A 20,175-nucleotide genomic window follows, 5' to 3' on the forward strand; every position below is an offset into this window, starting at 1 on the left:
AATTCCATTCTAACTTATTTCTGCTGTTTTGTCAGTCTTAATTTCTGGTATCATTCTGGTATCATTATAGTAATACAATTTATTACTTTTTAGTGCACAACACTAATTATATAAAATCTATTTAAGCCACGCAGTTGATAAAAGAAAAGATAAAAAGGTAACCTTATTACCATCTTAAGGTCACCCAATTATTCTTTTAACCATTGTATCATGGGCCAAGTTTTCAAATTTATCATCAATAATAGATAGCGACTCAAAATCCTTGTATTTTTGTTTTAGGGCAATAGAAATAAGATGGTCGGCCAAAGCCGGGTTTTTAGGGAGCAGACTTCCGTGGGAATAAGAGCAGTAAACATTCTTGTAAATAGCTCCTTCAAAACCATCTTCTCCATTGTTTCCGTACCCTTTTACAATCCTGCCGAGAGGCTTTACTTCAGGTCCCAAATAGGTTCTTCCCGAATGATTTTCAAAGCCCACGATTTTTCCGTCATAGTTGTCATTCTTAAGAAAATCACATTCAAACACAAAGTTTCCGATCATTCTTTCCTTGCCGCCTATCGTCCACAAGTTAAGAGCATTTAGAAAATGAATTTCTTTACCGTCCCAGGTCTTGTAATAACTGCCTAAGAGCTGATAACCTCCGCAAATAGCCAAAAATACCTTGTCATTTTTTACGGCATTTCTGATTTCCTCTCCTTTTTCGTTTAGAAGGTCGTTTTGGATCATTTCCTGCTCATAATCCTGACCGCCGCCCAAAAATATAATGTCGTAGGCTTCGGCATCAAACTTGTCTCCGATGGATATGTTTGAAACGTTTGCGTTTATTCCACGCCAATTGCAGCGCATTTTCAAAGCAATTATATTTCCCCTGTCGCCGTACAAATTTAAAAGGTCGGGGTATAGATGGCAAATATTTAACTCATACATATTATTTCCAGAACTCCTTTAAACCGAATTTTTTCTCCAAAAGGCTTCTTACTTCAAGCATTGAAGTATAGGTGGGCAGGATGTAAAGATTCTGCCCTTCTGAAATTGCGTCCAAAGCTTTATTTAAAAGCGTTTCATAGTCCTTTTCAATCTGAATTTTATCGCTGTGTATTCCTGCATATTTAAGCCTTACAGCCATGTCCTCCGCCCGGATTCCTGAAGTATAAAAGCAAGATACATTGCCCTGCATTTGCTGAAGCTGCTCAAAATCAACATCCCAGAGCCAGGAAATATCGGTACCGTCTGCAAGACGGTCATTTATAACAAAGGCTATCTGGGTATTTTGCTTTTCCGTAAGAAGATAGCTCAAAACCTGATTGAAGCCTGTGGGGTTTTTAACCAGAATCACCTTTATGGTTTTACCGTTGGTTTGGATAGTTTCCATTCGTCCAAAGCCACATTCAAAGCTTTCCATGGCTTTTACAAGGCTGTCCGGCGAAAAAACTAAAAGATGTCCCAATGAGGCTGCAGCCAGTGCGTTGTATATGTTGTAAAGTCCCGGAAGATTAATCCTGGCATTGTAAGATACCGGCTCGCCGCTTTCTTTTAGAGGGCCCAACGCAAATATGATATCGGAGTACGAAGTATTAAGCTCGTTAATCTTTACGCAGGTTACCTTGGAAGTAGGGCGCATATATCCGCAGTTGGGGCAGGAAAATCCTCCAAGGTGGCCGTATACATGATAGGAGTATTCATATTTGCTTTTGCAGTAAAGGCAAATGCTTGCATCACTGTTTACCACAGTACTGTTACCGGTGTATGCTTCATCGGAAAAACCGTAGTATAAAACTTCTCTGTCCATATTGTGACCTAGGGACGCGCACAAAGAATCATCGGCATTTAAAACCAACTTGGCATTGGGTGATTTCTCGATACCTGACCTGACATTGTTTAAAGTGGTATAAAGCTCACCGTACCGGTCCAACTGGTCCCTGAAGAAGTTTGTCACTACCAAAATGTCCGGCTGAACATAGTCGGTTACCACATTAAATGCTGCTTCATCAACTTCCAGCAATGCTGTGGAAGCCTTGCTCTTTCCGAAAACATTCACAGATTCGATAAAAGTGGTAATAACACCGCTTACAAGATTGGCTCCCGATTTGTTGGTGATGTACTCAATATTGTTTTCATCTAAAAGTTTTCCGATTATACGGGTAGTAGTGGTTTTGCCGTTGGTTCCGGTAACCATTATAATTCTAAAATCTTTTGAAATTATTTTCATTATGTCCGGATAAATTTTACGTGCAACCTTTCCGGGAAGGGAGGTTCCTCCGCTTTTTAAAACTCTGAGCATAAAAATGAGGAATTTCGTAATTATTATTGTAAAAGTAAGTCTTATATTCATTTGAATCCCTGCTTTTTTAATGTATTTTTGCTTAATTTCCTTAAAATTATAACACAAAGAATTTTAGTTATGAACAAAATTTTTCTTGAAGGAAGTATTTCCATAAACAATTATTTGATATACTTATCAAAAGCGCCGCCATTAAAAAACATTTGATACATAATTTTTTAAATGTTAAAATAGTGAGTAAAGAGTATATAATAATTGTATTTCATTTAAAAGTTGATTTATAAATCTTTATCTATGGTACAATAAGGTTAGCCACCCGGGTGGTTGCGAAATAGGTCCGCGTCCGATTGACCTTCATCTCAAGGCTCTAAAACGGATGGGGGTCAAGGTGCATGATGCACATCACGGTTTTTTATACTGCGAAGTGGATAAAATTAAGGGATGTGAGATTCAACTGGATTTTCCCAGTGTGGGAGCCACGGAGAATATAATGCTGGCAGCGGTATTTGCCGAAGGCGAGACTGTTATACGGCATGCGGCCAAGGAACCTGAAATCGTAGATCTTCAGAATTTCCTTGTAGCAATGGGTGCAGACGTATCGGGGGCAGGAACCAGTACCGTGACGATAAGAGGAACAAACAGGAAACTGAATAATGTTGAGCACACTGTTATACCCGACAGAATAGTAGCAGGTACATATTTAGTGGCGGCAGGGATTACCGGTGGAGATTTAAATCTCAAAAATGTTTCGGCAGAACATTTATCGTCCGTAGTGTCATATCTTCGGGAAAGCGGCTGCAGGATTAATATAAAACGAAATAATATACATATTTCCGGTCCTAGCAAGCCGAGGGCCATAGACATAATCAGGACTCTGCCTTACCCCGGATTTCCCACTGATATGCAGTCGCAGTTTGTTTCTCTGCTTTCGGTTGCCAGGGGAACCAGCATTATTGTTGAGACCATATTTGAAAACCGATACAAGCATGTTGAGGAATTATTGAGAATGGGAGCCGACATAAAGCTGGAAGGAAGACTGGCAGTAATTAAAGGGGTAAAAAGGCTTACCGGGGCAACTGTTACAGCCAGGGACCTAAGAGGAGGAGCTGCATTGGTTCTTGCAGCACTTGCCGCTGAAGGTACTTCTATAATAAGCGGAACAAAGCATATCGACAGAGGTTATGAAAATATTGAGGGAAAGCTTTCCATGGTTGGAGCTATAATTAAAAGAGAAGAATAAAGGGGTAAGTCTATTGAAGGTACAGGAGATAACAATCGGTTCAGAGTATCAACCGCCAAAAAAACACAAAAGAAAAAAGAAGAGAAGAATACTGTCTTTTTTTAAATTTCTATTGTTTTGTGTAATTCTTGCGGCTATTTTGGTAGGTTTGGCTTTATCACCATTATTTTCTGTAAAGAGCATTGAAGTTTATGGCAATAAGCATTATAATAGCAGTGAAGTGATTGAAGCTTCAGGTTTGATAATAGGTAATAACTGGTTTAAGTCCAACAGTGTAGATCTAAAGGGTATTCTTACTTTCAGATCGATTGATGCGGAGAAACTGTTACTGCAAAGATGTCCGTTTTTAAAGAGCGCGACAGTAAGAATAGACTTTACTGGTGTGGTTCGAATAGAAGTAAGCGAAAGAAATGCGGCTGCTTTGGTGCCCTATATGGGTTCAAACATAGTGATTGACAATGAGTGCTTTGTGCTTACTCTAAGCAGTGATGCGGAGGATGGAAAACTGCCTGTCATAAAAGGAATAGATTGTGACGGCTACGCCTTAGGACAAGCTTTACCGGTTCGTGATGCAAGGTACATTGAGGCTTTCCGCAGAGTGTTGGAGGTTGTTACGTCGGCTGATGCCAATGCAGGAGAAAGAGGCAGAGAATTTAGCATTAAGAATATTATAAACTATATTGATGTATCTGATATTGACAATATTAAACTCTATCTTGATTCCAGGGTGCTAGTTAATCTTGGGAATTACAAGGAGATAAGTGAATATAGAATCAATTTCTTAAGAGAAATTTTTTTCTTCCAATTAACAGAGGAAGATAAAGGGTTGTTGGATTTTGCATCGGGTGAACATCCGAGTTTTATACCAGATTAGAGAGGGAGGAGCGGAATGATTCCATTATTGGGCTTAATAGTTGGAATTTTGATTGGAGTGTTTATACCATACAATATTCCCGAACAATACTCAAGCTATGTAGCGGTAGCAATTCTTGCAGCGTTGGACTCTGTTTTCGGCGGTGTGGTATCCACCATGCAAAAGAAGTTTGACATGGGGATTTTCCTTTCGGGCTTTTTCGGTAATGCTCTCTTGGCTGCCGCACTTACTTATATAGGGGACAAGCTTGGGATACAGATTTATTTTGCTGCGATATTTGCTTTCGGAAACAGGCTGTTTTTAAATTTTGCCGTTATTCGAAGATTACTATTGAATAAGTACACCAAAAAAGATAATATAAAAGATAATATGATAGATCCAAAAGAAGTTTAACAGAATTTCATATAAAATGTCATTAAATATAAAATAGTATAAAGAAAATGTTCGATTTTGAAAAAGTAAAATTTTGTAGAATGTCAAGGTCAATGAGAATAAAGAATTGCTAATAATGTATCGCACTTGATTGTATTCGTGCTTTGGCATATAGGAGGTTTACATAAGTGGACGATATAATTAGTTGTATTGATATAGGTACTACAAAGGTATGTGCCATTGTGGCGAAAATTGATGAGAACGGTGATGTTGAAGTATTGGGCAAGGCAATGGAGCCGTGCAGTGGTGTCAAAAAAGGGGTAATTGTTGACATAGACAGTGTTTCCAATGCTTTAAGAAGTTGCATTCAAAAGGTGAGAGCCTTGCTTAATATTGAAATTGGGAATGTTTATGTGAATGTCATGGGGTCCCATGTCGACGTATTTTTTAACAGGGGTTCCGTTGATATTTTAAGGCAAGACCGTCAGATTACATCCGATGATGTCGAGAAAGTATTAAAAAGAGTGGAAGATGTGAAGCTTCCCGAGAATGTTCAGATTATTGATGTTATTCCGAGGCAGTATATTGTGGACGGTTGTGATGAAATAGTTGATCCTGTCGGTATGGCCGGAGTAAAGCTTGAGCTTGAAGCGGATGTTGTGGTTGGTAAAATCACCACATTTAATAATATTGTTAAAAGTCTCGAGAATGCCAATGTCAAAGTGAACGGTTTTATTGCAGAATCATTGGCGGTGGGAGATTTGGTTTTAAATCCTGAAGAAAAAGATATGGGTGCAATTCTTATCGATGTAGGTGGAGGAGTTACAAACATATCCGTGTTCAAAAACAAGTGTCTCGTCCTGTATGATTGCATACCCGTTGGTGGAGACCATATAACAAACGATATATCCATCGGGCTCAAGGTATCATTGAGTGATGCTGAAAAACTAAAAAGGGAATACGGTTTGGCTTTAACATCCCTTATTAACAACGACCATGACATTACAATAAATGAGCTTAGCGAGAATACCAAAAGGACAATTAAAGTTTCCGAAGTTGTTGAAATAATCGAGGCCAGGGTTCAGGAAATATTTTCACTGTGCATGGAAAGGCTTGAGCAAGAGGGAATATTAAACGGGTTTACCGGAGGAATTGTACTGGCCGGAGGCGGCATTTCATATATTGACGGTTCTATTCAATCGGCAAAGGAAATTTTTGGGTTGCCCGTCAGAATTGTGTCTTACAAGTCGCTGGGAGTAAAAAATGCCGAGCATGTAACTGCAATGGCAACGATTAGATATGTTGCAAACAGGATTAAGTCCGAGGCAAAAAGCGGCGGTACCAAGAGCAACAGGCACAACAAACAGAAGTCAAAAAGGGAATATGGCTTTTTCAAGAAGCTTGCCAGTCTTTTCAACGGATTATTTTGACAGATTAGTTCTATTTTTTAAATACACATTTTTAACGATTTCTAGTATAATTATTTTTAATATGAGTATTTTTAAAATTTGTATATAAACTTTTTTTAATTTTTACCGATTAATATATCAAATTAAATCCAAAATGTGTATTTCAAGTTATAAGTATTGGATGGGATAGTTAAAATACAATCTTGCACAATCTCCAATATTAATATATTATTAAATATTGAGGGAATAAATGTTACCCAATAATTGACTTTTGAATGATATCTTTATAAATTGGCATAGAAACTCAATATAGGTTTGTCTATTACGAATGAAAAAGGGGGACTTAAGTTGCTGGAGTTTGATATTGATATGGAACAATTTGCCCAGATAAGAGTTATAGGTGTTGGTGGTGGAGGAAATAATGCTGTTAATAGAATGATAACTGCCGGATTGCGTGGAGTGGAATTTATTGCAGTAAATACTGATAAACAGGCTTTATTTTTATCAAAAGCAAATACAAAGATTCAAATTGGAGACAAATTGACAAAAGGTCTTGGAGCGGGAGCTAATCCCGAAATCGGTGAAAAGGCTGCCAATGAGAGCAGAGATGAAATTGCTCAGGCAATAAAAGGTGCAGACATGGTTTTTGTAACTGCAGGTATGGGTGGAGGTACGGGAACCGGAGCTGCTCCTGTAGTTGCAGAGATTGCGAAGGAAATGGGAATTCTGACTGTCGGAGTAGTAACAAAGCCCTTTATGTTTGAGGGCAGAAAGAGAATGCAGCATGCAGAAAGAGGTATAGAAAATCTTAAGAATACCGTTGATACTTTGGTTACCATACCAAATGACAGGCTGCTTCAGGTGGCGGAAAAGAAGACTTCCATTGTCGATGCATTCAAGATTGCGGATGATGTATTAAGACAAGGTGTACAGGGTATATCCGACCTTATTGCGGTACCGGGTCTCGTAAACTTGGACTTTGCAGATGTCAAAACCATTATGCTTGATACCGGTCTTGCCCATATGGGTATCGGACGGGCATCCGGCGACAACAGGGCCGAAGAGGCTGCAAGACAGGCTATCCAAAGTCCCCTTTTGGAGACATCTATCGAAGGAGCAAGAGGAGTTCTCCTCAATATTACCGGCGGTGCCGATTTGGGATTGTTTGAAGTAAATACTGCGGCCGAATTGGTGCAAAAGTCTGCTGACCCTGATGCAAATATTATTTTCGGAGCTGTTATCGACGAAAATCTAAAAGATGAGATTCTAATCACTGTAATTGCTACAGGGTTTGACAAAGTTCCATCAATTAAGAAGCCTGACAAGCCTGTTGTGGCAGAAAAGGCACCTTCTTCTACATCTTCAAACGAACGGGCTTCATCAAACCAGCTTGGATCGGATGAATTGGAGATACCGACTTTCTTAAGAAGAAACAGATTTAAATAAACACATTTTAACAATAGAGCGCAGGAGTATATCGAAAAGGATATACTCCTGCGTTTTTTTGTCATAAGATTTTTTTTGTTCTATACTTTCGTTTTACAAAATAAATATAAATTTATTTGTATAATCAATAATAAAAATACATGCTTTTGCATATATGTTATTTAGGAAAGTGTTTTATGTAAGGTACTATAAAAATAATTTTCTCTAAGCTTTTGCCTGATTTGGGGGTCGAGAGAATGAAAATATACATTGATGTATTGGTTATGGAAAACATTGTCATGAATTATCTTATCCTATTGCTTACAGCCAAGTTTATGAGGCTCAAAGTATCTCATTTGCGATTGTTTTTGGGCTCTGTTGTGGGAGCGGCATATGTAGTTGTGCTGCTTTTAATGCCTGATTTAAAGATATATTATACTTCTTTAGCCAAATTTGCTTTATCCCTTTTAATTATTGCAATAGCTTTTTCTCCGGCAAAGCTGGTACCTTTCATCAAAACACTGGCAGTATTCTATGTTTCAACATTTATATTTGCAGGAGCCGCATTTGCATTTCTTTACTTAAATCAAACGGGGGGATTTGTCAGGAACGGAATAGTGTACATATGGAATTCAAAAGGAACCACCCTCTTTTTTACCGTGGCAACTGTCGGCATAATTATTAGGATTTTCTGGGACATAGTACAGCAAAGAATCTCGAAGGAAAAGCTTCTGATACCTTTGAAGATAGCTTTTGGAAACGGCACTACCGAACTGTTTGCTTTGGTGGATACCGGCAATTCCCTTTATGACCCCTTAACCAATTCTCCTGTGGTGGTTGTAGAGTTTAATGCCATAAAGAATATATTGCCCATGGAGATTCAAAGCATTTTCGATGAATCCAAGGAAAACGACCTGGACAGTGTGACTAAAATTGTATCCGACTCCAGGTGGATATCAAGATTCAGGCTCATACCCTTTACATCACTGGGAAAGGAGAATGGAATGCTGATTGGATTCAGACCTGACTATATTGAGGTGGGAGACAATACGGAGAAGAAGGGGATAACGGATGTAATTATCGGTATTTACAACAGGGCGCTGTCAAAAAACAATAACTACAACGCACTTCTTAGCCCGGAGTTGGTTTAGGTTATAGTTTTTATTCTGCGAACATAAACTTTTTATGAAAGGAGTATATTGTATGGTGTTTTTTAGGAAGTGGAAGCTTTCATTGATGGTGAGGTATATTAATTTTTTAGGTAAACTAAAGCTTTACAACAATTATCCCATTTACTACATAGGAGGCAATGACTCTCTTCCTCCGCCGCTTAGCAGCGAAGAGGAAAACTATCTTTTAAGCAAGCTGGAAGAAAGTGAATTTGGAGTAAAATCTATTTTGATAGAAAGAAATTTAAGGCTTGTGGTGTATATTGCCAGAAAATTTGAGAATACCGGAGTAGGGGTGGAGGACCTTGTTTCCATTGGTACTATAGGTCTTATTAAAGCTATTAACACATTTAACCCTAACAAGAACATAAAGCTTGCCACATATGCGTCAAAGTGCATTGAGAATGAAATACTTATGTACCTTAGGAGAAACAACAAAATGAAGACAGAGATTTCAATAGATGAACCGCTAAATGTGGATTGGGACGGAAATGAACTGCTTCTTTCGGATATTCTCGGAACAGAGAACGACCTTATTCATAGAAGCATTGAGGACGAGATAGACAAGGAGCTTCTTGCAATGGCAATGACAAAGCTGTCCGTAAGGGAAAAGAAGATAATGGAGCTTCGGTTTGGACTTACAAACGGCGGAGTTGAAAAGACCCAGAAAGAAGTGGCCGATATGCTTGGAATTTCTCAGTCATATATTTCCAGATTGGAAAAGAAAATTATCAGTAGACTAAGAAAAGAGATAAGCAGGATGGTCTAATTGTAAAAAAATACAAGTAAAAATTCGGTGTTAGAATTTGCAATAACTACAGGGTTTGTCAAGGTGTTTTTATGAAATTTTGTAGTCTTTTTAGCAGTATAAAAATGACCTCTGTGGCAATAATGATACTGACTTTAAATTATTGCCGGGAGGTTTTTTCTATGCTAGTCAATAAAGTTGAAATATGTGGTGTAAACACATCAAAACTGCCAGTACTTACCAATGAACAAAAGAAAGCTCTCTTCGAAAGAATGCATAATGGAGATACCTCGGCAAGAGAGGAATTTATAAAGGGAAATCTTAGACTTGTGTTAAGTGTCATACAAAGATTTAACAATAGAGGAGAATATGTCGATGACCTTTTTCAGGTGGGATGTATAGGTCTTATAAAAGCGATTGACAATTTTGATGTTACTCAGAATGTCAAGTTTTCAACATATGCAGTTCCCATGATAATTGGGGAAATCCGAAGATATTTGAGGGACAACAACTCCATTCGTGTGAGCAGGTCTTTGAGAGATATTGCCTATAAAGCGCTTCAGGCAAAGGAAAGGCTTACCAACAAGAATTCAAAAGAGCCTACCATAGAGGAGATAGCCAAAGAACTGGGACTTCCAAAGGAAGATATTGTGTTTGCTTTGGATGCAATACAGGATCCCATTTCTCTGTTTGAGTCTGTATACCATGACGGTGGAGATGCAATTTATGTAATGGATCAGGTAAAGGACGAGAAAAATAATGATGAAAGCTGGCTTGAAGGTATAGCTCTAAGTGAAGCCATGAGAAAACTCAATGACCGGGAAAAGTTAATATTAAACTTGCGCTTTTTTGACGGCAGAACTCAAATGGAAGTTGCCGAAGAAATCGGAATATCGCAGGCACAGGTTTCAAGACTTGAGAAAACTGCGCTCATGCACATGAGAAAATATATTTAGGGCTTTCGTAAAATTACCTGTTCTATAAAAAAACAGGGCCGGAAATTTAGATTTTAACAAATATTAAGGAGTCAAGAAACAGTGAAAAGTATTTGCTGTTTTCTGGCTCCTTAATTAATGGGACAAAAATCCTTCTAACATATCATTTTTTATAAAGTCATATATTATCATAGAGGCTAAAAATAGAAATATACGGTGGTGAAACCATGAACAGGACGTCTGACTTTAGGGAGAAGGAAGTAATCAATATAAAGGACGGAAGAAGGCTTGGATTTGTGGGGGATGTGGAAATAAATCTCCAAAGCGGAAAAGTTGAAGCAATTGTAATCCCCAGCGGAAGAAGTTTATTGGGGCTTATCGGAAAAGACAACGAATGTGTCATACCTTGGGAAAAAATAAAAAAGATTGGCGAAGATATTATTTTGGTGGAAATGGATGACAGGTTTATAAGAAAACATTTTGATTAATCGCCAAATTAATAATGGTATTTATTTAAAACGGTTTATAGTGTATTATTATATATAATAAGATATAGAGCATAATGGAAAATTATTTACATAAAATTCAGATTTCAAATAATAATCGTCAAAGGAGGTATGAAATGAAGTGCCCATATTGCGGTTTTATTGAGGATAAAGTTATCGACTCAAGGCCGACGGATGAAGGTTCGGCAATACGAAGGAGACGGGAATGCTCCAAGTGCCAGAAAAGGTTTACCACTTATGAGAAGGTTGAGAGTCTTCCAATTATGGTTATAAAAAAGGATAAGAGCAGGCAGGTCTTTGACCGGGAGAAGCTTTTAAACGGAATCTTAAGGGCGTGTGAAAAGAGACCTGTATCCATTACTCAGCTGGAAAAACTGGTGGAAGACATTGAAAGTCAGATTTGCAATTCCCTGCAGAGGGAAGTTACCTCCAAGGATATCGGAGAAATGGTAATGGCAAAGCTGAAAAACTTGGATGAAGTGGCTTATGTGCGGTTTGCATCGGTTTACAGGCAATTTAAGGATATAAATACATTTATGGACGAGCTTAGAAAGCTTTTAAATGAGAAATAGGAGTATTTGGACTAAAGCAATAAATTCAATTTACAAAAGAGGAAAGAGGGATTGCCCATGAGTGAAGTGCTGGATAGAAATCTGTCTCTCTTAAAGGAGTATCAGCCTGATACATACAAAAAAATTGACAAATACATTAAGGGAGAGTATGTTCCGAAGGACAATTCGGTGGAAAAAATACTTTTAGCCCGCCAGGATGATCTGATAATAAACATTATGGTAAGATGTTCGCGACAAGACTTTTTGCTCTGTGACCATGAAAACCCGATTAATGAGGCCTATGCATGGATTGATAAATATATTGATCCTTCCAACAAGGCAGATATTGTTTTTGGAATGGGGATGGCATTTCACCTTGAAGTTCTTCTTACAAGCTTTCCAAATAAAAAAGTAATTATTGTTGAGCCCAATATTGATTTGTTTTATCAGATTGTCTGCATAAGAAATCTCGAACCGGTTATTAAAAAGGCAGAAATCATTGTGGATGAAGACCTGGATGTTATCCTTGAGAAGATAAACTCCCTTTTTTGGGATACGGAAAAGGGCGGAATTCAGGTGCAGCCTTTTGAGGTATATGGCGAGATGTTTCCCGAGAAGTGGGACAAGCTTCGGGACAGCTTTATAAAGCTTGCAAACAATTTTACTGTGGATATTGCGACCAGGAGAAAGTTTGGAGAGCTGTGGGTGCACAATAATATAAAGAATCTTAATAAGATTTCTGAAGCATCCGATGCCGGAGTACTGGTGGGTAAATTCAAAGGCATTCCCGGAGTATTGGTATCGGCCGGGCCTTCCCTTGAAAAAAACATCCGTCTTTTAAAGGGCCTTGAGGACAAATGTGTTATCATGGCGGCAGGAACAGCAGTGCGGATTATGGAAAGCTTTGATTTGTCACCGCATTTTATGGTGGGAATAGATGCGGGGGATAAAGAAGGAGAAATACATTCGAACGTAAAGAACAAGGACATCTATTTTATCTATTCGAACCAGGTTTCCATACATTCTGTAAAGGGTTATACCGGCCCCAAATTTGTTATGAATTATCCTGTTGACATGTATACGGCAGGTTTCTTTGAGTATGCCAATATAAAGTCGGACTTTTTCTTGAGCGGTCCGTCGGTTGCCAATACCTGCTTCGATATTTTGTTTAAAATGGGATGTGACCCGATAATAATTATCGGTCAAGACATGGCATTTACCTTTGGAAGTATGTATGCAGGTGAGGCGCCGGGAACAGTCGTAAACGATGTGGTAGATGTTCAAAAAAGAGGATATATTCTTGCTAAAGATATATACGGAAACGAAGTCTATACCACACGGCCGTTTCTTGCAATGAAAAACTGGTTTGAAGGATATTTTGAGAAAATAGAGGGCAGGACTGAAATAATAAATGCCACTGAAGGAGGACTCAATATTCTACATGCCCGAAATGAAACTCTTGAGGCTGCCCTAAAGAGCTGTAAATTATCCGAAGCCGGCATTAAGCAGCATATCAAGCTGCTGCATGAGGAAGGAAGATTTGACGATTCGACTGCTTCAAAAATTGAGGAGTACAAAGCATATGTTCAAAAAGAGATAAGAAGGCTTGATGAGGTGTCTAAAAGACAGCTTGAGACGGCGGAATACTTAAGGAGGGATGTTTATCATCCGTCAAAAAACCGCTCAAAGTTTATCAAGGCTGTTAATTCAATAAATGAAATGTCGGACAGGGTTTTTGAGTCTCCTATATACCATTCCCTTCTTAAAAATCTTGTGGAAATTGATTTCTATCTTATAAAAGCGGAGGTGGAAAGAGCGGTAAAGATATTAACGAAATATGACGATATAAAAAACATATATGTGAACGCCATCCTTAGTCAGAATGAAAAACTGAGCACAAGCCTTGACAAGCTAAAAAGATTCTTTGAGGGTGAGTAGTTTTTACTTGTCAATGCTGTGTCAAAGTTTTTACATTGTTGCATAACTATCTTACTTTTCAAAAAAATTATATTAGAGTGGGGTGCATAGGATGAAAAAAGCTTTATGTATTTTAGTTGTAATTGTTTTGGCAAGTACATGTTTAATTGCTTATGCTGCCGAAACAAATCAATGGACAGCATTAAGGGCAACGTTTAATGTTTTTGTAAAAGGAGAGGAGTTCCAATCTCAAGACCCTATAGTCGCTATCAACGGAAGAACATATTTACCGCTTAAAGCAATTGGCGACGTGCTGGGAGTAGATGTAGTCTGGAACGAGCAGCAAAGACGTGTGGAAGTGGCAATGACGGAAAATGACAAAGAAAAAGATGTTGCACCGGTTATTATAAACCATGAAGCAGGCACCGGAGAATATATTCTGGATGTTGCACTTGAATCAGTTAAAGCAAAACCCGGAGATACTGTGGAAATACCTTTGAAATTTGAAAATATACCGGCCCAGGGAATAGACTCTCTGAATTTGAGTCTGTATTATGACAGCAAAGCTGTAGAAGTTCTAAAAGTGGAACCGGGAAGTATAGTTACAAACCCCGATGTTAATTTCGCTTACAACGTAGCTACAAAAAATTCTGAAATAATTATGCTCTTTGTTGATGAAAGTCAAAAGGGCGAAGAATCAATAAAAACTGACGGTGAATTTGCAAAATTGGTTATTAAAATAAAATCTGATGTTTTTAATAAAAGCGAAGCATCAAAGATGTTTAGTTTAATTACTTTTGGCGAAAGCAATTTCTGTGATTATGATTTAAATACTATACTTGCAACATTTAAAGAAGCTAAAGTGGAGATTGAGAAATAGTTTATAATACATATGCAACAATTCAAAATTAAGAGAGGCTTAAAAGCTCTCTCTTTTTTATTTTTTTGTAACACATCAGCTGTAGTTAACATAAGATATAGAAAGACGGTTGCACATTGAAAGGGGAGAGAGTGATGTCAAAATTTGGAGGGTTGTCGGCGAACAGCTTATCAGCATTACTTTCAAATTATATTGGAGAGACTGTTACCATATTCACTAAAAGCGGAGGAGAGTCGGGAGCAGGTTTTACCGGAGTAATTCTTTCCGTTAACGACTGTTTTGTAAGACTGATAACAAGAATCGGTCCGCCTCCGGGATGTGCTTTAGGTAACGCATGTACAGGATTTAATGTGGGAAATCAATACGGAGGAGGCATTGCACCTTCGGGTGGTGGATGCGGCATAAGCGGGGGCTATGCTGCAGGATATGGAAAAGGATACGGCCCGATACTTCCTGCCAATGAAAACGGTGCAATAACTGCCGGCGGATGGAACGGTTATCCTGTATATACAGTCGGTTCGGTAACAGACATACCTATAGAAAACATAGTATCCTTTGTCCATAATGCAGTTTGATATATTAAAAACACCAAATCCGGGAACTTTCCCGGTTTTTTTTATTTATTTTATTCAAATTAATGTTTTAATTATAGTTCAATAGATGAATTTTGACGATAAATGATAGTAGTAATAAAAAGCAAAAGACAACTACAAATTTGTTGATTTTGATACCAAAGGAGGCAAAATTATGAAAAGTGTTTTTAATAAATTTAAGGGAAGTATTGCCAGAATTGTTCTGATGTATTTTATTGCTGCAGTTATGATTCTTGGTTTTACGATAAAAGAGAGCAACTCGGTTTATAATAAGAAGATGGCTCAGGGCGAAAGCGTTGTGAGGGAAACTCAAGATATAATTATAGAGCAAATGGATACTATTAATGAACTTTATTCCAAACTGGTAAAATCAAGTATGAATGTTTTGATAAGAACAGGCTTGTCAATTGGAACACCGAATATCAGAGAGGAGATTAGCTTTTCGGGAAAGACTGTTCCCCAATTGTTTTTAGGAGAAGAACCTGTAATTGGAAATTATGAACTGGTGGATAAAATAGCCGGTGAAACCGGAGGAACTGCGACTATTTTTGCCAAGGCCAAGAGCGGAGAATTTGTCAGGATAAGTACAAATGTAAAGCAGGAGGACGGTTCAAGGGCAATAGGTACTGTATTGGACCAAAATGGACAGGCCTTTGAAAATATAGTCAACAGAAAGCCTTTCTACGGAATGGTTGATATACTGGGCAAGCAATATTTTACAGGCTATGAACCGATGTATGATTCCAACAGTGAAATTATCGGAATATGGTATGTGGGTTTTCCGGCGGACCAGATGCAGGTGTTGTCAAAAATTATACAAGGCAAAAAGCAATTTGAAAACGATTGCTACATAATTATGGACATGAATGAAACAGTAGTGGCAAAATCGGGAGATATGAAAGATGAGGAAATATTTAGCGTGCTTAAGGGAGACAAGAATACAAAAGAGTGGAGTATAATAGAAAAAGAGTATGAACCTTGGGGATACAAGGTAATATCGCTAATAAAAAAATCTGATGTTGACGGTGTGGCAAGAAAAGAGCAGATGCAAATTGTCATTAACATTGCATTAGTATTTTTAATTTTCAGTTTTTTCATGCTCTTCTTTTTAGCTTCGACAAGAAAATTAAACAAAAAAATATTGGCTTTGGCTCAAAACCTCTATGAATCCAGCCGCTTAATATTGTCCACATCATCCCAACTTGCAATGACGAGTCAGCAATTGGCGGAAGGAAGTGCCGAGCAGGCGGCGGCAATTGAACAGACCTCTGCAACAATGCAGGAGAACTCAACCATGATAAAACAGAATGCCGAAAACACAAAGACAGCATCGGCTTTGTCCGAAAAAACCGCACGGGCGTCGGATGAAGGGTATAAACATATGATAGATATGAACAATTCGATGAATGAAATTAAAAAATCCAGTGATGAAATGGCAAAAATAATAAGAGTTATAGATGATATAGCTTTTCAGACCAATATTTTAGCTTTAAATGCCGCTGTTGAGGCTGCAAGGGCGGGAAGTGCCGGAGCAGGATTTGCGGTTGTTGCCGAAGAAGTCAGAAATCTGGCGCAAAGAAGTGCCAAAGCAGCAAAAGATACTGCGGAAATAATTGAGAAAAATATTTCTCTGTCCGCCAAGGGAGTGGAAATTAGTGCACTGGTTGGCAATTCATTCAAAGAGATAAACGAAAATGCGGAAAAAGTCAGCAACCTTGTAGCGGAAATATCCGTTGCAAGCGATGAACAGGCAAACGGGGCCGAGCAATTTGCCCAGTCTATAATTCAGATGGAACAGGTGGTACAGCAAAATGCTGCGGCAGCACAGGAAAATTCTGCTTCTGCCCAGGAATTGGAGGCTCAGGCGGAAAAAATATTGCGTATGGTTTCAGAGCTTAATATTTTGGTAAAAGGCAAAGACAACGGCATGGGAAATAAAACTAATAATGTCAAGGCAGATATCGATTTTGAAAGGCTAGTGTGATTTGAAATTAAATATTGTTATGTGCAAAGGAAATAATCTTATCTACGGGAATCACGGCAAATGCTCCGGCATTGTAAAGAGGGATGCTTGGGGGATGAAAGTGCCCGATTCCGCATGGAAAATCAGGATGGGTAATGCAAAGATTATTCAATGAGCATGCCGGTGGCGGGGCTATGGATATAACCAGCTCTATGTACACTTCATTTGCGAACAAAAGTATTCCTGTAAAACCGGCTCCTGAGATTCCTCCCGATTCAACAAAAACGGTTACTGTTTCACCTATGTAATTTGCCATATGGGCTGAAAAACGTGCATTTTCTGATAATAATGGATTTTTAATAGAAGGAATTGCTTCACAATCAGGCTTTGGCCTGATTTCTTTTATTTTGTTCTTTTTTCTTCTTGGTCTTCTTAAAAAAAACATCCAATATTCCTCCCGGTAGCAATATTTTAAACTCAAAGGATATGTTCAATAATGTGTTTTTTATATAGCGGTATATTTTGACCTTAATATATCATAGCTTTATATTCATAAAATGGTTACCGGTTTCCTATGGAAAATTCAAATGATGCACCGATTGCAAGAGATATTAATGTGCTTTGGGTAAAAAAATATAAGGTGACATTTTAAACGACATTTTCCTTTAAAGGGAATAGGTTTATAATACTTATACAGATTAATGGTATTATATTCTTCAAATTAAATAAAATGCCAATTTGATTTAATTGGTAATTGTGATATAATAATGTATATCATAATACATTTTGAAGGCTAACTTATGGATTTAAAACAAAAAGCACTTAAAGCAAAAGTATACGGAGAAAATTCCTCATATAGAAAAATTATTTGCATTTGTTGCAGATGCGAGATTATCAATTAGTAAAATTTATTGGAAAGGAAATTAAATTATGGATAGAACAATTAATACAAAATTTTTTACATTTAGACAAAATAATTCAGGAGGATATTTTATAATTAATGATTATGTTGCAAGATTTGTGATTATTGAGGCAAGAGATGCAAATGAAGCAATTAGTAAAGCAATAAAGATAACCAAAAATTATTCACAATCTTGTCCTTGTTGCGGCAAAAGATGGAATCTAAGGGTAAATGATAACGATGGCACGGATGAACCAATGGTATTTAATACAAAAATAAAGGAAAAAGAGCACAAAAGTGATTTTGGTTGCGAAACTATTATTTATTATTATAATGGGCAAAAAGAAAAATTATGGTATAAATCTGGAAATTAATACGAAATGTATAAAATTAACTTTTGAAAATGTCTAAAATTTTGTGTATAAGAAAGGTAATTTCCTTCTTGGCAAGAATTACAAAATAAAATCTAAGGAGCAGATTCTTTATTTTCTTATATATAAAGTTTTAGACATTCTCTAAGGTTATTCAACTAACTTCTGATAGAATCAATATATAAAAAAAGATGGCCTTAACAGGCTATCTTTTTTTATATATAGGACGCAAGGTATAGAATTTTTAACTAAATGTGTGTCTGAAAATATAGGACGTTTTGCAATAACTTTGATATTGTAAATTCACAAAATTATAGTTATAAATTATGAAATAAAGAAAACAAATTTTTAAAAAAGATGTAGAATTTGTACAGGTTGTGGTATAATTATGTGGCGATATTTGGATATAGGGTTGAAAGGTTGTGGGGAGAGATGCTCTCGAAAATAAAAAGTATGGGCTTAATGGGGATAGATGGATATGTTGTGATTGTTGAAACGGATATAAGCAATGGGATTCCGTCTTTTGACATGGTAGGGCTCGGGGATACTGCTGTGAAGGAATCGAAGGAGAGAGTTCGCGCTGCTATAAAAAATGCAGGTTTTGAATTTCCGATAAAGAGAATTACAGTTAATCTTGCACCTGCCGACAAGAAAAAAGAAGGCTCTGCTTTTGACCTGCCGATAGCTTTGGGAATATTGACGGCAACGGAACAGATAAACGCCAATAATCTTGACAGGTATGCTTTTTTAGGAGAGCTTTCTTTGGACGGTGAAATAAAATCTGTAAAGGGTATTCTTCCCATGGTTTTGTGTGCTAAGAAAAACGGTGTGGAAAACATAGTTTTACCCGTGGATAATGCGGATGAGGCGGCGGTTGTAAAGGATATTAATGTGCTTCCGGCAAAAAATATAAGGGATGTTGTGAACCATTTGAACGGAGCTGTGGAGATTGAGAGACATAAAGTAGATATTGAATCGATTTTTAGAAGCAGCCTCGTCTATGATGTGGATTTTTCGGATGTAAAGGGGCAGGAGACTGTCAAGAGAGCTCTTGAAGTTGCAGCCAGCGGCGGGCACAACTGCATCATGATAGGTTCTCCGGGATGTGGCAAGACAATGATTGCTAAAAGGCTTCCTACAATTCTTCCTCTAATGACGTTTGAAGAAGCTCTGGAAGTTACAAAAATTCATAGCATTGCCGGGACTTTGCCTAAAAATACTTCCCTTATTACCCAAAGGCCTTTTCGGGCACCACACCATACGATATCGAATGTTAGCTTGATAGGAGGAGGAAAAATACCGAAACCCGGCGAAATCAGCCTTGCCCATTACGGCGTACTGTTTTTGGATGAGCTTCCGGAGTTTAACAAAGATGCCCTGGAGGTGCTAAGGCAGCCTCTGGAAGATGGAGTGGTGACCATTTCGAGAATTAATGCCACTTTGACCTATCCTGCAAGGACTACATTAATATGTGCTGCAAATCCGTGCAAATGCGGAAATTACCTTGATAATGAAAAAGAGTGCACCTGCAGTCCGAAGCAGATTCAGCAGTACTTTGGAAAAATCTCAGGTCCCCTTTTGGACCGAATAGATTTGCACATTGAAGTTGCATCGGTAAAATACAAGGACTTAGAAAGTCAGGAGGAAGGAGAATGTTCAAGCGTTATTAGGGAAAGGGTAAATCGAACGAGAAAAATACAGCAGGAAAGGTATAAAGGGCTTGGCATTTTTTCAAACGCAGAGCTCACACCTTCACTTATCAATAAATTTTGCAGGCTGGATGAAAATTGCAAAGGAATTTTGCGAAATGCTTTTGACAAGTTAGGGCTTAGCGCAAGGGCGCATAACAGAATACTAAAAGTTGCCCGTACCATAGCAGACATGGAGGAAAGCGAGGATATAAAAGCGAATCATTTGTTGGAAGCAATACAGTACAGGAGCTTAGACAGGAGAAAATGGTTGGATGGTTGAATATATAAGATATAATGAGCATTCCTGTAATGAAACAAAATGATCTTTGAAAAAGAAGATGCCAGGCTG

The 20,175-nt window shown here is 37.8% G+C and carries 19 protein-coding genes; 16 read left to right on the forward strand and 3 right to left on the reverse strand.

The window, feature by feature from the left end; all coding sequences use genetic code 11:
* Positions 1–180 precede the first annotated feature (180 nt).
* Positions 181–927: a glutamine amidotransferase gene (locus PLH43_RS08505; protein WP_324362052.1), complete on the reverse strand. Its 747-nt coding sequence runs from the start codon at positions 925–927 to the stop codon at positions 181–183.
* A gap of 1 nt (position 928) precedes the next feature.
* Positions 929–2,332 carry a MurT ligase domain-containing protein gene (locus PLH43_RS08510; protein WP_324362054.1) on the reverse strand — a complete coding sequence of 468 codons (1,404 nt, stop codon included), beginning with the start codon at positions 2,330–2,332 and terminating at the stop codon, positions 929–931.
* Between the two features lie 229 nt (positions 2,333–2,561).
* Between PLH43_RS08510 and murA the strand changes: the two genes are divergently transcribed.
* The 14 genes from murA to PLH43_RS08580 all read left to right on the forward strand — a co-directional run bounded on the left by murA (position 2,562) and on the right by PLH43_RS08580 (position 16,884).
* Positions 2,562–3,521, forward strand: a complete 960-nt coding sequence (murA, locus tag PLH43_RS08515) for a UDP-N-acetylglucosamine 1-carboxyvinyltransferase (protein ID WP_324362087.1) — start codon at positions 2,562–2,564, stop codon at positions 3,519–3,521.
* Positions 3,522–3,534: 13 nt separating this feature from the next.
* Positions 3,535–4,395, forward strand: coding sequence for an FtsQ-type POTRA domain-containing protein (locus tag PLH43_RS08520; RefSeq protein ID WP_324362056.1), 861 nt, complete (start codon positions 3,535–3,537; stop codon positions 4,393–4,395).
* Positions 4,396–4,410: 15 nt separating this feature from the next.
* Entirely contained in the window at positions 4,411–4,788 is a 378-nt protein-coding gene (locus tag PLH43_RS08525; RefSeq protein ID WP_324362058.1) for a small basic family protein, read from the forward strand.
* Between the two features lie 167 nt (positions 4,789–4,955).
* A complete protein-coding gene (gene ftsA / locus PLH43_RS08530; protein WP_324362060.1) occupies positions 4,956–6,197 on the forward strand; it encodes a cell division protein FtsA in 1,242 nt (413 codons plus the stop codon).
* 327 nt (positions 6,198–6,524) lie between these two features.
* Positions 6,525–7,622, forward strand: a complete 1,098-nt coding sequence (ftsZ, locus tag PLH43_RS08535; protein ID WP_324362062.1) for a cell division protein FtsZ — start codon at positions 6,525–6,527, stop codon at positions 7,620–7,622.
* A 236-nt stretch (positions 7,623–7,858) separates the two neighbouring features.
* A complete protein-coding gene (spoIIGA, locus tag PLH43_RS08540; protein ID WP_324362064.1) occupies positions 7,859–8,752 on the forward strand; it encodes a sigma-E processing peptidase SpoIIGA in 894 nt (297 codons plus the stop codon).
* Positions 8,753–8,804: 52 nt separating this feature from the next.
* Positions 8,805–9,539, forward strand: a complete 735-nt coding sequence (gene sigE / locus PLH43_RS08545; protein ID WP_324362065.1) for an RNA polymerase sporulation sigma factor SigE — start codon at positions 8,805–8,807, stop codon at positions 9,537–9,539.
* 161 nt (positions 9,540–9,700) lie between these two features.
* Positions 9,701–10,474 (forward strand): RNA polymerase sporulation sigma factor SigG, encoded by a 774-nt coding sequence (gene sigG / locus PLH43_RS08550; protein ID WP_324362067.1) that lies wholly within the window; start codon positions 9,701–9,703, stop codon positions 10,472–10,474.
* A gap of 206 nt (positions 10,475–10,680) precedes the next feature.
* Positions 10,681–10,941 (forward strand): YlmC/YmxH family sporulation protein, encoded by a 261-nt coding sequence (locus PLH43_RS08555; protein WP_324362069.1) that lies wholly within the window; start codon positions 10,681–10,683, stop codon positions 10,939–10,941.
* Positions 10,942–11,075: 134 nt separating this feature from the next.
* The gene (gene nrdR, locus PLH43_RS08560; protein WP_324362071.1) at positions 11,076–11,531 is read left to right on the forward strand and encodes a transcriptional regulator NrdR; all 456 of its coding nucleotides are present in this window, start codon (positions 11,076–11,078) and stop codon (positions 11,529–11,531) included.
* Positions 11,532–11,588: 57 nt separating this feature from the next.
* Positions 11,589–13,448, forward strand: coding sequence for a 6-hydroxymethylpterin diphosphokinase MptE-like protein (locus tag PLH43_RS08565; RefSeq protein ID WP_324362074.1), 1,860 nt, complete (start codon positions 11,589–11,591; stop codon positions 13,446–13,448).
* A 91-nt stretch (positions 13,449–13,539) separates the two neighbouring features.
* Positions 13,540–14,307: a cohesin domain-containing protein gene (locus PLH43_RS08570; RefSeq protein WP_324362076.1), complete on the forward strand. Its 768-nt coding sequence runs from the start codon at positions 13,540–13,542 to the stop codon at positions 14,305–14,307.
* Between the two features lie 134 nt (positions 14,308–14,441).
* The gene (locus tag PLH43_RS08575; protein ID WP_324362078.1) at positions 14,442–14,882 is read left to right on the forward strand and encodes a hypothetical protein; all 441 of its coding nucleotides are present in this window, start codon (positions 14,442–14,444) and stop codon (positions 14,880–14,882) included.
* Between the two features lie 172 nt (positions 14,883–15,054).
* The gene (locus tag PLH43_RS08580) at positions 15,055–16,884 is read left to right on the forward strand and encodes a methyl-accepting chemotaxis protein (protein ID WP_324362080.1); all 1,830 of its coding nucleotides are present in this window, start codon (positions 15,055–15,057) and stop codon (positions 16,882–16,884) included.
* 7 nt (positions 16,885–16,891) lie between these two features.
* Here PLH43_RS08580 and PLH43_RS08585 read toward each other — a convergent pair whose 3' ends face one another.
* Positions 16,892–17,308, reverse strand: coding sequence for a hypothetical protein (locus tag PLH43_RS08585; RefSeq protein WP_324362082.1), 417 nt, complete (start codon positions 17,306–17,308; stop codon positions 16,892–16,894).
* A gap of 485 nt (positions 17,309–17,793) precedes the next feature.
* On the opposite strand from PLH43_RS08585, the gene PLH43_RS08590 reads away from it, so the two are divergent.
* Positions 17,794–18,138: a hypothetical protein gene (locus tag PLH43_RS08590; RefSeq protein ID WP_324362085.1), complete on the forward strand. Its 345-nt coding sequence runs from the start codon at positions 17,794–17,796 to the stop codon at positions 18,136–18,138.
* 429 nt (positions 18,139–18,567) lie between these two features.
* On the forward strand, positions 18,568–20,106 hold the full coding sequence (locus PLH43_RS08595; protein ID WP_324362089.1) for a YifB family Mg chelatase-like AAA ATPase: 1,539 nt from the start codon (positions 18,568–18,570) through the stop codon (positions 20,104–20,106).
* Positions 20,107–20,175: the final 69 nt, after the last annotated feature.

Source organism: Acetivibrio sp., assembly GCF_035371925.1.
Lineage (GTDB): Bacteria > Bacillota > Clostridia > Acetivibrionales > Acetivibrionaceae > Hungateiclostridium.